This window comes from bacterium (assembly GCA_024228115.1).
In the GTDB taxonomy this organism is placed as follows: domain Bacteria; phylum Myxococcota_A; class UBA9160; order UBA9160; family UBA6930.
Genome location: JAAETT010000192.1, coordinates 24,006 through 38,018, shown reverse-complemented (window position 1 = coordinate 38,018; position 14,013 = coordinate 24,006). Strand labels below are relative to the sequence as shown.

Genomic DNA, 14,013 nt, shown 5'->3' with positions numbered 1-14,013 from the left:
GCGCTTCCCGCGAGGCTGCCCCCAGCCGGCAACCTTGCCCGAAGCCGTCTACATCAACCCGCCCCAGACCACGGGGCTACAACCAGGAGGTGCTCACTAAATCGAGACCCGAAGTGTCTCAAAGTCGTTGGCAGGTTCCGCAACTCCTGGAACCGGCACCGACCGACATTCGGGCATGTCTCGTCCAACAGGTCACGGCCCGGCAGCGAGGCGTAGCCCGCTCTGCCGCGTCAACCGCGAATTCCGGAGGAGTTGCGCTCCCATTTCACAGGAGCTGCGCGCTCACGAGCACGCGGGCACGCCTGGCTGCGAGGCACTTCTGGGAACCCCCGCGCAACTCTTCCGGCACTCCGCCATCAGCAGCTCTCCGCGAGATTTCGGGCACCCCCGTCTGCTAAACTGCTCCGCGCCGAGCCGAGAGAATGGCCGTGCGCGAATAGGAGCCGGCTTGAAGATCGCGATTTTTTCCCAGGACGAGCGGGTCTTCCTCCCCTCTTCCGTAGGGACCGTGGTGGAGGCCATGCCCGAGCAAATCTCCTGCATCGTACTCTCACCCCCTATGTCGACCCACGGTGGGGCCGTGAAGGGTTTGCTTCGCCACCTACCCGTGTTTGGGATTCACGGCACACTACGCATGGGCCTACAGGTCATCTGGGCACGCCTCGGTCCCATGCTGGGCTTCCGCCCGCCGGCACCGCGCCGCTATTGGTCCCTCGAGGAGGTCGGCCGCGAGTTCAACATCCCGACCTTTCATGTGGACAAAGTGAATTCCCAGGAGATGCATGACATCCTGGACCGCCATCCTTCCAACCTGTTGGCCTCGATTTCCTGTCCCCAGATCTTGCGCGGCAAAGTCCTGCGGCGCTTTGATCAGGGAGGCATCAACGTCCACTCGGCACCGCTGCCTCGCTACCGGGGTCTCATGCCTGCTTTCTGGGTCCTCTACCACGGTGAGAAGGAAACCGCGGTCACAGTCCACGACCTGGCGGAGAAACTCGACAACGGCGAGATCCTCCACCAGGAACCCGTCACCATCGACTCGGGAGAGACCTGGAACTCTCTGCTCGGTAAGACCAAGAGCGCCGCGGGAACCGCTCTGGTGAAAGCCATCGAACAGATCGAGGACGGCTCGGTGCAGCGAAAGCCCAATCGCGACGAGGACTCCACCTATTTCAGCTTTCCGACCTGGGAAGATGCCCGCGTCTTCCGCTCGCGCGGAATCCGGATGTTCTGAGTCATGCCCAACGTCTTCTCCATCGACGTCGAAGATTGGTTCCATCTCCTCGAGAACTCCGACGCCCCTGAATTCGACCGCTGGGCGTCGCTGGAATCACGGGTGCGCCACAATATGGAGATCCTTTTGGCGGAGCTCGCTCAGCGCAACATTCACTCCACCTTCTTTGTCTTGGGCTGGGTGGCGGAGCAGCACCCGGAGTTGGTGGCGGAGATCGCCGATGCGGGCCACGAGATCGCGAGCCACGGCTACTCCCACACCCTCATCTATACCCAGACCCCCGAAGAGTTCCGGGCGGATCTGCGCCGGGCCAACGACGCCATCGGGGCGGCTTGCGGAGCCCAGCCCCGGGGCTTTCGAGCCCCCGGCTTCTCCATCAAGCACGAGAACCTCTGGGCCTTCGATGTCCTCCAGGAGGAAGGATTCAGTTACGACTCCTCGGCTTTCCCAGCCATGCGCTCCCACGGCGGCTTGCCGGGTACCACCCCCCTGCCAACAGTGCTCGAGAACGGGCTGGTGGAGTTCCCCATCTCGACCGTCGATCTGCGGATGGCGCGCTGGAGCTACCTGGGCGGCGGCTACTTGCGTCTTCTCCCCAAGCGGCTGGTGCTCTCCTGGGCGGCCACTCAAGAGCGGGCAGGGATCCCCCTCATCGTCTATCTCCACCCTCGAGACGTGGATCCGGACCAGCCTCGCCTTGAACTCCCAGCCCACACCTACTTCCGTACCTATGTGGGAGTCTCGAACTGCCTGGCCAAGGTGACCGCGCTGCTGGACCGCTTCGAGTGGACGACCTTCGAGGAGTACATGCGCTGCGCCCCCCCCGTGGCGGCCGAACAAGAGGTCGCATCGGGGTGAAAGTCCTCTTCTTGTCTGACAACTTCCCGCCGGAATCAAACGCGCCCGCGATCCGCACGCACGAACATTTGCGCGAGTGGGTGAAGGCAGGACACGACATCACCGTAGTGACCTGCGCCCCCAATTTCCCCCGCGGCCAGGTCTACGAGGGCTATCGCAACCGCATCTTTCAACGCGAAGAACTCGATGGCATCAAGATCGTCCGAGTATGGACCTACATCTCGAGCAACGAGGGCTCTCTCAAGCGCATTCTCGACTACGTGAGCTTCATGCTGAGTGCTGTCATCACGAGCTGCTTCTTGAGGCGCCCCGACGTGGTGATCGGCACCTCTCCCCAGTTCTTCGCGGCAGCAGCGGCCTGGATGGTGGCCAAGCTCAAACGGCGACCCTTCGTGTTCGAGCTGCGGGACCTGTGGCCCGAAACCATTCTCGCTGTGGGGGCCATGAAGAAGGGGCGTCTCGTCCAAGCGATCGAGGACTTCGCAACCTTCCTCTACCGGCAAGCTGACCTCGTGGTTCCCGTGACCGAGCCTTTCGCGCGGCATCTGGAGAAGGTGGGGGTCGATCCCAAACGCATCGTGGTCGTCACCAATGGCATCGAACCCGGCCAGCACCGACCCCAGATCGACCCCGAACAAGTGCGGGATCACTGGGGCATTCCCCGCAACGCTTTCACCGCCGGATACATCGGCACACTCGGCCTGTGTCACGGGCTGAGCGCAGTTCTCGAGGCGGCGGAGCTGCTCAAAGGGAATCCCCGCTTCCACTTCGTCCTCATGGGGGATGGAGCAGACCGAGACGAGCTGGAGCAGATCGCCCGCGAACGCAAGCTCGACAATGTCACCCTCATCCCCGGACAGCCGCGCCAGAGCGCCCTCGAACTCCTCAATGCTGTAGATGTATCCCTGGTGGTGCTCAAGAACTCCCCCCTTTTCGAGACGGTGATTCCCTCGAAGATCTTCGAGGCGATGGAGCTGCGCACACCCATCTTGATCGGCGTTCGAGGCGAGAGCCGCAGGATCGTCGTGGAAGAAGTGGGCTGTGGTATCGACTTTCCGCCTGAAGACGCCGATGCAATGGTGCGTTCACTGCATCAGCTGGCGGAAGATACCGCCGCACGCGAAAAGCTGGCGGCGCGGGGTGGGGAGGCCCTCCAGGAACGCTTCCGTCGCAGTGCCCTGGCAGCTCGTATGCTGCGCGCTGTGCAGGCCGTGGCCGAGGGCCGAAATCCGAATGAATGAAAGCGCCCATCACCTCCCGCGGCACGCGCATGAGTGAGTCTCGAGAGTCGCTCGCTTCGTCCCGCTCCCGGGCATCTACTTGCACGTGCCGTGAGTCGCGCTCCCTGTCGAATCGAGGGCGTTCGCCGAGCTCGACAGAGGGCAGCATTCGCGGCAGAGGGTCAGAACGAAATCGGGGCTGGCTCCCAGAAGGCCATCAACTCTTTCAGCCGCAGCCAATAGACCCGAGGTGAGGCGTATTCGTCAGGACACTTGTGTGGCATCGTCATCCGAACGGACTGTTGGGGAACCTGCACCCGGGCAGTTCTCTGACTCGGATACTCACCCGTTGAAGGCCTGTGGATGACCCGGGTTCTGATCGCAAGTGCGGCCTACGGCGGACAGAACATAGGCGATGACGCGATCCTCGTGGCCATGGTCGATCAACTCAAGAATGTCGAGTCGGAGATCGAGATCACGGCTGTGACTCGCCAGTCCGATGAGATGGGTAGACGCCTTGCTATCCGCACCCTCGAGTTAGAGGGATTCGCGAACCGCGTCCGAACCTATGCCGCGATCGCCAGTGTAGATGTTCTGATCGTCGGGGGCGGCGCTCTGATTGCGGAGTACACGCGTGGCTGGAGAGGGTTGGTCACTGGGCATCCCGGGTATCCCATGACCATGCTCCTTGCCGCAATACTGCTTCGAAAGAAGACGATGGTCTATGGTGTCGGGGTCGAAGAGATCCAATCGCCCTGGGCGCGCTTCTTCGTGCGTCACATCTACAATCGGGCAGATGTGATTACCGTCCGCGACCAGGATTCGAAGGATCGCCTCATGCACGCGCTCGGTGTCGAGCGACCGCGAATCCTTGCCACCGCAGACCCCGTGTTGGCGCTGGGCGGATCGCCCGAGATCGATGCGACCGAATCGCTTCGCCCGGGAGAATCGGGCTCCAGCCGTCGGCCTCTTGTCGTCATCAATTTCGCATACGGTGTAGATCGCCGTGATGCACTCCTCGACTTCATCTCCAGCACTGCAGATCACGTGATCTCAGAGTTCGGGGCCCGGGTTCTCTTCGTGCCGATGAATGTAATGCCGACAGCGGATCGTTGTGGAATGCAGGGTGTTCTGGCGCGGATGAAGCACTCGGACGATGCGTCGATTCTCGAACTACCCTACTCTCATCATGAGGTTCTTGCGATCGTGAGTGGTGCAGAGCTGGTAATCAGTTCGCGCATGCATCTTCTGATTTTTTCGGCGCTCACCTGTACACCGATCCTCGGAATCAGTCGAGTGCCGAAGGTCGATGCCTTTCTCGGTCACTACGGATTGCGGGCTGGTGCATCCACGTCGGATCTGGACTTCGACAAGTTCAGCCACGTCTTGGATGAGACATGGGGGAAGCGGGAAGAGATCAAGAAGAAGCTCGCTGAGAAGAAGGCGACGCTGGCCGCGCTCGCACGGTCAAACGCCACGATCCTTGCGGAGATCGCTGCGGGGCGATCCTGACTCGGGGACGGTCGAGGGTCGGGCAATGTCCGGCATGCCTCCTTTCTGTCGCCGGGTGGTCTTCATCGTTCTTTCCGCTCCGGATCCACCCGCAGGGAGATGTGCGATAGAGCGCCAATCATTGCCTTCACCGGATCAGAATTCCGGCTATTTTGTGAACCCCGATGCTCCGGCCACTGATGAAACGGTGGATCGAGCCGATGGCAACGGTCCAGCCCCGGAGGAGCCTGGTTGCAAGGCCAGAAGAGGAGGAGCCCGCTCACGCGGGTGCTGTTCAACGTAGGTTTCATTACAGGCTCGAATCTCTTGGGTCGGGTCATGAACCTGGTGGTTCTGGCAGCCCTGGGTCGTTTGTTTGGGGCCGAAGGGCTGGGTGGTTATTCAACCGCCGTCGCAGTTACTGCCTATTTCGTATTTGTAGTGGATTTCGGGCTCTCGCCTCGGTTGGTGCGCGAAGGGGCAGTTTCGCCGAAGTCACTGGCGACCGAATTTCGCAAGGCATTGGGTCTGAAGATCTTGATGGCCGCCCCCGCGACGGTCGGCCTGATCGGGCTCTGCCTGGTCTTGCCCTACGAGCGTTGGGTTCTCGAGTTGTGCTTTCTGCTCGGTCTTGCCTCGATCATCCGCTCATTTTCGTATCTGAATTCCGCGGTATGTCGTGCGAGCGAACGTCTCGACCTCGAAGCGGTAGCGACCCTCGTGAATTCCGTGACCCTGGTCGCTTCGACCCTGATCTGTTTTTCGCTCGGGTATTCGGCCACGGTCGTTGGCTACACCTCTCTCGCCGCGGCAACCCTCCAGTGGTGTGCTTCCGCACTGATGGCACGCCGTTTCGTGCGCTTCGGCATCGTCCTGCCGCCCGAGTGGAGAACCGTTCGGCTCGCGTTGCCGTACGCCACGACTTCATTCACCATGCTGGCCTTTGGCCAGATTGATGTCTTGATCGTGTCCATGATCGAGAGTCAGGAGTTCGTCGGGCGCTATGCGTCGATTTCGCGGCTGCTTGCGATTGCCGGAACCTTGGGTTCATTGGCAGGGGCCGCAATCCTTCCGACGGCAACGCGGATCTATTCCACGACTTCTCCTGAGCAGTTTCGTCATCTCGTCAACGGGGCCCTGCGCAGTGTGCTCCTGCTTTCGGGGGCGACCGCGATCGCCTTTGGCGCATTGGCTCGGCCAGGAATTTCGTCGATCTATGGCGCCGAGTTCGTGGATCTCTATCCGATCCTGCGCGCGGGCTCGGTTTTTCTCCTCCCGAAGTTCTGTGTTTCGGCGCTGTCCGTGATCTTGACCTCCTGCGGGCGTCAGGGTGACCGGGCGCGCTCGATTCTCCTGGGCTTGGTCGCTACGGTCGTGTTGGTCCTGATATTGGTGCCGCGCTTCGGTATCCCCGGAGCCATCGGTGCGATGGTGGCAAGTGAGATATTTCTGCTGGCTTGCTTCACGTGGCACCTGCGTACCTATCTTCGTTTCGCTCTGGTGGCGAAGACAATCGCGACTCTTGTCGTCGCGTTGCCAGCTGCGGGTTGGATCCATCTGCACTTCGCCGCCGAGGCAGGCTGGCTTGCAGTCGCGAGCGCGGTTGTCGCCCCTCTGCTTTTCTATGGAGTCATGACCCTGCTTTCGGGTGAGGCTCTGGGCGCCGTGCGCTTCTTGATCCAGCTGCGCAAGGGCCGGAACGCTACCTGGACCTGAACCGTACCTGTCGGGGGAAAAGCCAGCCGTGCTCCGTATCTTGTTCTGCAACCATACCCTCGACCCGCGAGCTGGAGGCGGCGAGCGTGTGCTCGACGACCTCCTAGGAGCCCTCGACAGGGACCGCTTCGAAGTCCATTTGGCCGTTCCCAGGGAGCGGAATCTGGCGGACCCAGTGGGGGTCGGCGTGGCGGATGCCGTCCATCGGTTGCCTGCGGTGGATTTCGATACCCGGAATCGAGGTGCCCTGTTCGGGGTAGCCTGGAATCTGCTTCGTGCGGTTGTTGCGCTGGCGATGCTGATCCTCCGCGTGCGCCCCGATGTCCTCTACGTGAATTCGATCTTCGCGCTCCACTTTGCCGGACCGGCGGCACTGTTGACGCGCACTCGCTTCATCTACCACGAGCACAATCTGCTTTCCCAGCGTTCACGGACGCTCTGGCGTCACGCGTTCTTTCCATTGGCGCGACGAGCGGCTCGAATCGTCGCCATCACGGATGCAGTTCGCGAGGAACTCCTGGGTGCGGGATATTCACCGGATCATGTGACGACGGTCTACAACGGGATCGGTCCGATGCCTGATGTGAACCCGGCCGATCCATCCAACCCTCCATCCCTCGAGGCAGGTGGATTCGTGGTGGGCCAGCTTGCAAACCTGCATGCATGGAAGGGGCAAACTACCGCGATCCGCGCGATTGCAGAACTTCGGGCGGAATCGCTCGATCTACGCCTGCTGCTGATCGGGGGCGAGCCGGATCCGGCGTACTCGAAACTTCTGCGGGAACTTGCAGAGGAGCTGGAAGTGACTGACCGCGTGGAGTTCGCCGGATATCGTTCCGATGCGGTCTCTCTCTTGCCTCGACTTTCCTGTCTGTTGGTGGCGTCACGTAGCGAGCCTTTTGGGCTCGCTCTTCTCGAGGGGATGCGTGCGGGCATTCCTGTGGTTGGCTCTGCGGCCGGAGGGGTGTTGGAGATCGTGACCGATGAAGAGGACGGCCTGCTCTTTTCGTCCGAGGATTCGCATGCACTTGCCGTTCAACTGCGCCGCCTTCTGGAGGATCCGGAACTCGGACAGCGGCTGGTGCGTCGCGGCCATCAAACCGTTGCCGGGCGCTTTTCCGTCTCGGCCCAGGCGCGAGGTGTCGAACAAGTGATCGATGCGGCTCTCGGCTATCCGAGGGAGGGATAGAGTTCGACGAGCCCCTGCCGGTACTGTTGACGGGCTTTCTCGAGGAAGTCCGTGTCGTTTGGGTTCAATTCCGGCCGGCGGGCGAAGCGGGATAGGCAGTTGGCGATCCCCGGGCCCGGCGTTCTTTCCTCGCTATCCAGGGTGAACACCAGTAGGCCCCAGAGGGCTGCTCCACCGAGCGCTTCCTTGCGTGCCCGCCACCAGGCAATGTCACGCCAGGGCATCGTCGGGCGTCGAAGGATGCTGCGCAGTTCGCCCAGCCGGCGCCGCGGAGTTCGCGGCGGAAGCCAATTCGTGAATCGCGCAACGAGAGCGGCATCCGGGTCTCGAGGCGGGGGGGGGCCATCGTCGAGTGCGGCGATCGAAGCCCGCAGTGCAGGAACCAGCAGCTCCCGCAGTCGGGTTTCATCACCCGGTGGTGTTCGCCTCCCCTCGAGGGCCGCCTCGACACCCGCTCGTATGGCGGGATCGGTTCCGAGCCGGCCGGGTCGCGTGGTCAGGAGCCACTCCGCACGAGCTCTATGGCCGGGGTGGCAGGTCCCTTCCTCCGAGCTCGCGAGCAGCGGAATGTCCAACAGCAGGCGCGCTGCTGCCTGTGTCCAGCCAGGGGAGCCGTAGTAATCGAGGGGTTTCCAGAGGTTCATCAGGAATGCCTGACGGGAGGCACGAGGATCGAACTGCCGAGGGAAGCCAGAAAGCAGGTCGTCCCCTACGAGAACAAAACCCGCGATGGCTGTCTCCGCCATCTGGAAGGTCTGCGGCATCTGGCCCAACGCCGCGGATGGGCAGACGGCCAGATCGATCTTGAAGTGGCTTCCACCGCCCACGGAGGCGAGATGCTTCAAGGCCTGGCGGAAGCGGTCCCGGCCGCTTGCATCCGTATCCGCAAAAACGAAACCATCGATGTCGGAAAGGAAGACGACTTCCGAGCCGTCTCGCTGCCACAAGAAGTCTCCTGTGGAGATGCTCGGACTCAAGACGATTCCGCGGCTGTTGGGCAGGAACTGCTTCGTCAGATCCACAATCTGATCCAGTAGGGCTCCGAGTTCGGTCGGGTAGCCATGTCGGTCGCAGAGTTCGTGTCCTCGGGTGCCCAACGATTCGTCAGCGTCCGCGGGGAGTGGGCGCGTCTGGCAACAAGTCAAGAAGCAGATTGAGGTTTTCCTCGACTGCGCCGGATTCCTCGAGGGAGCGTCGCGCATAGCTCTTGGTGGCCTCGACCCGCTCGAGTTGCTCCTCCGGCCCGGCATCCAAGCAGGCTTGAATCGCCTCGCGGTAGCGAGAAGGTTCTTCCAGTGGAAGGGTCCAACCCGCTCCGTGCTCTTCCAGGTCTTCCCAGGGCGTGCGATCGCTGATCAGAGCTGGGCAACCCCACAACATGGCCTCGAGGATGGCATAGCCGAAGCTCTCCCCCAGGGTCGGCAAGATGAAGAGATGATAGTCCGGCAGGACCTCACCGATCCGATCATTTTCGATTGGGCCACGCACGTTGACGTGTAAGTGGGCGGGGAGTTCTTCGAGTAGAGACTGGCATTCTGCCCAATGGTTCGGGTCATCGATAGGACCGAAGATGTCGAACTGGATATCGCCGCGCAGCTCCGGGTCGCAGAGGAATCGGATCGCGCTGCTCAAGTTCTTCTTGGCGCTGATCCGGGAGAGGAAGACTACTCGCAACTTGCCGGCTTCCTTGGGTGCAGAGCTCTTTTCCCCACTGTCATCGGGCGGATGCAAGAGGTTTCTTGCGATCACGATGGGTGATCGCGGGAACACAACCCGAATCTCCTCACGTTCGAGTTCGCTCGAAGCGTGGAAGACCACACCGCGATGGAACCCCAGGAGCTTCGCAAGAGTCAGAAACGTGCGCTTCTTGAGGGCCTTCAGGGACAGTGCGCCCGGTGAGAGTTCGTTCTGGGGCGCCACGACCACGGGCACTTGCGGGGTTCGCCCGAGCCAGTGCAGGAGGAGTGGCAGCAAGGTGAATCGCGGGTCAAAAAAGCTCGGGCAGTAGACGAGATCGTGAGGTGTCGTGCGTGCGAGTTCGGCGAAGTAGTTGCTAGAGAGGTTCTCCGGTGCCACATACAAGACATGGGCCTTGCCGACGCGGACCCATTCCCCGGGCGGCACGTCCGGGTAGGGCTCGGTTGCGAGGAAGTCCCGGTCTTTCGTGACGATTCGGAACTCGACATCGTCGCCGATCGCCTCGACCATGTTGAGCAGGGTGCGCATCGCGCCGCCCGCCTGGAATCCCGGCAGGTAGTGGACCATGTAGGTCAGCGCGATGGGCCGGTATTTTGATTGGGGTTCGCTCAAGGTCTCTCCGGTCCGTTCAGTGACGTGGCCTGGAGGCCGGATAGCGGATCGCGGACGATCCAGGGTATCGGTCCATTCACGACTTCGGCATTCTCGCAGAAGAGGGGGATTTCCGTATTGCCTCCCTCGAGCGTGGTGTGGACGGTCCGCGGGCGCGCACAGACGTCCCCGCCGATCTCGACGTGAATCGGATAACCTTCGGCCACGGGCTCTCCCTCGGCATCTCGGACGTCGATCTGGAGACGGGAGCCACTTGCGGCTGGTACGACGTCTGTGTTCATCGCAACCGCAGGGCGGCGTGCTGCCATCCATACAACTGCTTCACCCGGGGCGACGTCGTGAGTCGAGGTGAGAGCATGGGATCCTTGGGGTGGAGTCGACGCGCCGCTGCGCAGCTCCGTCCATTCGTAATCGTTCGATGCGAATGAGAGGCGGGCCCGCACTTTCTGGGGCTGTGCCCCGTGGTTGAGCCCGAACACGATCCAGAGTTCGGGCCCGCCGCGAAGGGTCGCCTCGGTGTCTGGAGCCGCGGTGTCGGCCCGGGCTCGAAGGCCGGCTCGGGTCAGGGCCAGCTGCCAGTTCTTGCTGGCTGCCGCCAAGCTGATCCGTAGCCCTTGGCAGCTGCCCAGGGTCGGTACGGAGTGGATCTGGGAGGGGTGCCCAAGCGCGGCCGCCAGATCGAGGGGGCGGCGGCCCGGCTGGGTCCGCTTGGCCGACTGTCCATCGACGAACAAATGGCCTCCTCTCGCGACGAACCGGCGCAAGTGGGGAATCGCCTCCTCCGCCAGAGAGGGTGACTTGATCAACACCAGTGCACGAGTGGAGGCCGGCAAGACCGCGAGCCTCTCCTCGAAGGCGTGGTCTACGTCCTCGAAGCCCAGCTCGAGAGCCTCGTGGGTGTGCCGAAGGCAGGTCGAAAGCTCTTTGGTCCGTTCGGGTAGCGCCTCGCTACGGCTGGTCCACGATTCGAGCAAGGCAACTGGAGCCGGTGTGCGGGGCAGCGCGGCGAGCCATGGTCCCAGTCTCCCGATCTCTTCATGAAGCGGTCCCAAGGAGGCGAGTGCCGGACCTGTGGGCAGGGCCCAGTAGGCAAGGCCGTTTGCACCGTGAGCCAGCGCTGTCCAAGCGGTTTCCTTCCACACGAAGGCGTCGGGTTGCGGGCCATTGCGCTTCAAAGGACGGCCCAGCGCGTAGATCGCCAAGTACCGCTGTCCGGCCGGAGAATATTGGAGTGCGGACCAGGCCTCGGATGCCGAACGCCGGACGGAGGCAGGGCCTCCCCCGCGTCTTTCGTATGCGTAGCCGTAGCCTGGAGCGAATATTTCATCGACGGCACCGGCCAGGGCCGAGAGGCGGTAGGTGTAGTCATCGGGTCGGTACCAGTAGGACGCGGGCCAGTAGGTCGATTGCGGAAGCCCCGGGAAAAGGTGGCGGGCTATCGCTCGGAAGCCATCGAAGGTCTCCCGGGTCGCATCGGCGCGTAGGGCTTGGAGTTCGATCCACCTGGGGTCTCCGGGCTTCTCGTCGCCTCGGAGTCCATGGGCCCTTACGACATCTTGTAGAGAGGGGCTGGTCATTCCGCCGTCCTGGAATTCTTCGACTACTTGGACGGCACGCAGAGGTAGGCCTGTCACCCCAGGCCGGTCGTCGAGTAACCGCGCCAAGCCCTTCCTGAAACGGGTGTCGTGGATGTCCCAACCCATGTCTTCGCCATTGAAGCCAAGGCCGCGGGGAGGTGTGCCCAGGTCCTCGAAGCGTTCCTTTCCGGACTTTCTCACAAGGGAGTGGTAGTAGACGATCTGCAGACCGGCTCGAGCGATCTCGCCCAAGGCCTGCAGGTCGTCTCTCGGTCGGCGTGGGTGTGCCTTCAAGATGACACTCGTAAAGCCGAGGTTGCGAAGCTCCGCCGCGCGATCCCATGCTTCGCCCGGTGCAAGTGCGAATGGATAGGGGTGGGATCCGATCGCGAAATAGCGGATATCGAAAGAGTCGCGTGTCGGCGCCGGAACCGCAGGTGCTGCGCTGGGTTCCGGCCCGAGCGAGAGGGGTTTCTTGCTCGCCAACTCGACTTCTGCCCGCAGGAAATCTGCCCAGGTTTCCGACGCGAACCACTCTTCCGGATCTTCAGGGCCGTCCGCTCGGAGCTGGCCCTGAGCACCCGACAGCACGACGGTCACCGTACCTGCGCCGATCCGGTTCTCCAACACGAAGGGGCGGTTGCCCGCCCACAGGCGAACCCGCGCCGAGGTTACGACGCCTTCGTGGAGTCGGTCGACGTGGCCGCGGCCGAAATCCGGGCCGCGGATCTTCGAACGGTTGCGCTTTCGGAAGCCGCCCGGCTCCGCGGCCGGGGAGAAACCCATCAGAGCCTCGAGGCGCGTCCCGGCATAGCTCTCCAGGCTCGGGCTTCCACCGACGATCAGGAGACGATGCCCGCTCTCGACCCAGCCCACCAATGCCTCATCGAAAGGGCGGCCCGTCGGGTCCTTCAAGCGTGCCAACGCGCTTGCTGGGGCGTTCTCCAGCACGACCAGGCCGGCTCCGAGCGGAACCGTGCGGGGTGCACCGAAGGCCGGGTACCAGTCGCGGCTTCCCTGGCCACCACTTCGCTCGAGATCCACGCGGAATACCCCTGGTCTTGGGATCAGTCGCGTCGCGATGGCTTCGATCCTGTCGTGGTGGTCGATCTCGGGACTCACCAGGATGATCGGATCACTGGCTGCGAGCGCGATGGTTGCGCAGCCCAGCAGGGCGAGGATAGAAGTACTGGCACTCGAGATGGCGAATATGGTCCGGCGGCGAATCACGGGAGCATTTCGTTTCGGGAAGAAGCTGCGGCCACACTATCGCTCTCGAAACGCGCGGCCAGGACCCGGTAGAAATCCCGAGCGCGAGCATCATCCCCGAATAGCTCCGAGTCGGAACTCAAACAGATCCCGTGCTGGCCGCGGTATCGGGGATGGTGCCCATGCATGCCACGGGAGGGCTTGGGTCCCCAGAAGCTCGGCACGATCTGAATCGTTTCGGGTGTATGGTAGATCAGGTCGCCGAACGATTCGTTCGTGAGCCCGAATTCGTCTCGTCCCGCTTCGGTGAGTCGTTCGATTCCCTCCTGGGAATCGAGGTAGGCGGCCATGGGACCCCGCAGTTCCTGGTCATGGATCCAGACCCGCAACAAGGTTGCCTCACTGAAGTAGCTGTAGCGATCCAGGGCAGGGGAGCCGAACTGTCCCTCGAGATCGATCGAGACGGTCGTTTCGATGTTGGTCATCCCATGATCCGATACGACGAGCACGAGCCCGTCCTTCTCTTTGGCGAGAAAGCGCTCGGAGAGTTCTCGGATGTACCCATCATTCTCGGCGAGTTCCTTCTGGTAGGGGTCCGATCCGACCCCCTCCCAGTGGGAACACGAGTCGATTCCGACCAACGTGAGCAGGACGGAGCCGGGTTGATCGTGCTCGTCGAGAAAAGCCCGGGCGGCCGCTGCGATCCGAGCATCCCGGTCTGGGCCGGGTGTGAAATCGTGGTGGATGAACTTGGTCAGCTGCGGATGGTCGAGGAGCGAAGGCTGGTCGAAAGGCGGATCGAATACCGAATGCCCCGTTTCATCGAATGTCGCGAGGTAGGGGATCGGGATGTTCTTCGTGTACGAGACCGGCGCCAACTTGTCGATGATCTTGTGGAATACGCGTTTCGCGGGGTAGAACCACTCGAGAGGGGAGAGGAGGCGAAACAGGTGGCGCCATAGCCAAAAAGGTGAGGTTTCCGGAGAGACGCTCCATTCGCACCAGAAGCCCAGCTCGTCGGGAGTCTTCCCTGTGAACAACGCCGTTTGGCAGTTGACGCTGTAGCCAAGCCCGGGGATCAATCGGGCACGCCCCGGAAAGGTCCGTGCAAACGGCATGTGCTCGAGCTGGTCGAAAGGAAGGCCGTCGATGAAGATGACAAGCGTCGGTTGCAAGGAATCCTCGAGGTGATGGCGGGGGAACTCGGCA

10 protein-coding genes are annotated in these 14,013 nt (G+C 62.3%); 6 read left to right on the top strand and 4 right to left on the bottom strand.

What is annotated here, in order from left to right; translation table 11 throughout:
* Positions 1–448: 448 nt before the first annotated feature.
* The 6 genes from GY937_09515 to GY937_09490 all read left to right on the top strand — a co-directional run bounded on the left by GY937_09515 (position 449) and on the right by GY937_09490 (position 7,708).
* Positions 449–1,234 (top strand): hypothetical protein, encoded by a 786-nt coding sequence (locus GY937_09515; GenBank protein MCP5056946.1) that lies wholly within the window; start codon positions 449–451, stop codon positions 1,232–1,234.
* Between the two features lie 3 nt (positions 1,235–1,237).
* Positions 1,238–2,092, top strand: a complete 855-nt coding sequence (locus GY937_09510) for a DUF3473 domain-containing protein (GenBank protein MCP5056945.1) — start codon at positions 1,238–1,240, stop codon at positions 2,090–2,092.
* Positions 2,093–2,103: 11 nt separating this feature from the next.
* Complete coding sequence (locus GY937_09505) at positions 2,104–3,333, top strand: glycosyltransferase family 4 protein (GenBank protein MCP5056944.1); 1,230 nt, start codon at positions 2,104–2,106, stop codon at positions 3,331–3,333.
* Positions 3,334–3,675: 342 nt separating this feature from the next.
* Positions 3,676–4,824 (top strand): hypothetical protein, encoded by a 1,149-nt coding sequence (locus GY937_09500; protein ID MCP5056943.1) that lies wholly within the window; start codon positions 3,676–3,678, stop codon positions 4,822–4,824.
* 267 nt (positions 4,825–5,091) lie between these two features.
* The gene (locus GY937_09495) at positions 5,092–6,519 is read left to right on the top strand and encodes an oligosaccharide flippase family protein (protein MCP5056942.1); all 1,428 of its coding nucleotides are present in this window, start codon (positions 5,092–5,094) and stop codon (positions 6,517–6,519) included.
* Positions 6,520–6,547: 28 nt separating this feature from the next.
* Positions 6,548–7,708 (top strand): glycosyltransferase family 4 protein, encoded by a 1,161-nt coding sequence (locus GY937_09490; protein MCP5056941.1) that lies wholly within the window; start codon positions 6,548–6,550, stop codon positions 7,706–7,708.
* Here GY937_09490 and GY937_09485 read toward each other — a convergent pair.
* The 4 genes from GY937_09485 to GY937_09470 are packed head-to-tail and all read right to left on the bottom strand — an operon-like array spanning position 7,690 to position 13,979.
* On the bottom strand, positions 7,690–8,805 hold the full coding sequence (locus GY937_09485; GenBank protein ID MCP5056940.1) for a hypothetical protein: 1,116 nt from the start codon (positions 8,803–8,805) through the stop codon (positions 7,690–7,692). The two genes, GY937_09490 and GY937_09485, sit on opposite strands and share 19 nt — an antisense overlap.
* Before the next feature lie 7 nt (positions 8,806–8,812).
* A complete protein-coding gene (locus GY937_09480; GenBank protein MCP5056939.1) occupies positions 8,813–10,018 on the bottom strand; it encodes a glycosyltransferase in 1,206 nt (401 codons plus the stop codon).
* Positions 10,015–12,825 carry a hypothetical protein gene (locus tag GY937_09475; GenBank protein ID MCP5056938.1) on the bottom strand — a complete coding sequence of 937 codons (2,811 nt, stop codon included), beginning with the start codon at positions 12,823–12,825 and terminating at the stop codon, positions 10,015–10,017. The genes GY937_09480 and GY937_09475 overlap by 4 nt, the downstream gene beginning before the upstream one ends.
* On the bottom strand, positions 12,822–13,979 hold the full coding sequence (locus GY937_09470) for a hypothetical protein (protein ID MCP5056937.1): 1,158 nt from the start codon (positions 13,977–13,979) through the stop codon (positions 12,822–12,824). Before GY937_09470 ends, GY937_09475 begins: the two co-directional genes overlap by 4 nt.
* Positions 13,980–14,013 lie beyond the last annotated feature (34 nt).

Coding starts and splice junctions, on each gene's coding strand:
- GY937_09510 (MCP5056945.1), top strand. CDS start 1,238: ATGCCCAACGTCTTCTCCATCGACGTCGAAGATTGGTTCCATCTCCTC.
- GY937_09500 (MCP5056943.1), top strand. CDS start 3,676: ATGACCCGGGTTCTGATCGCAAGTGCGGCCTACGGCGGACAGAACATA.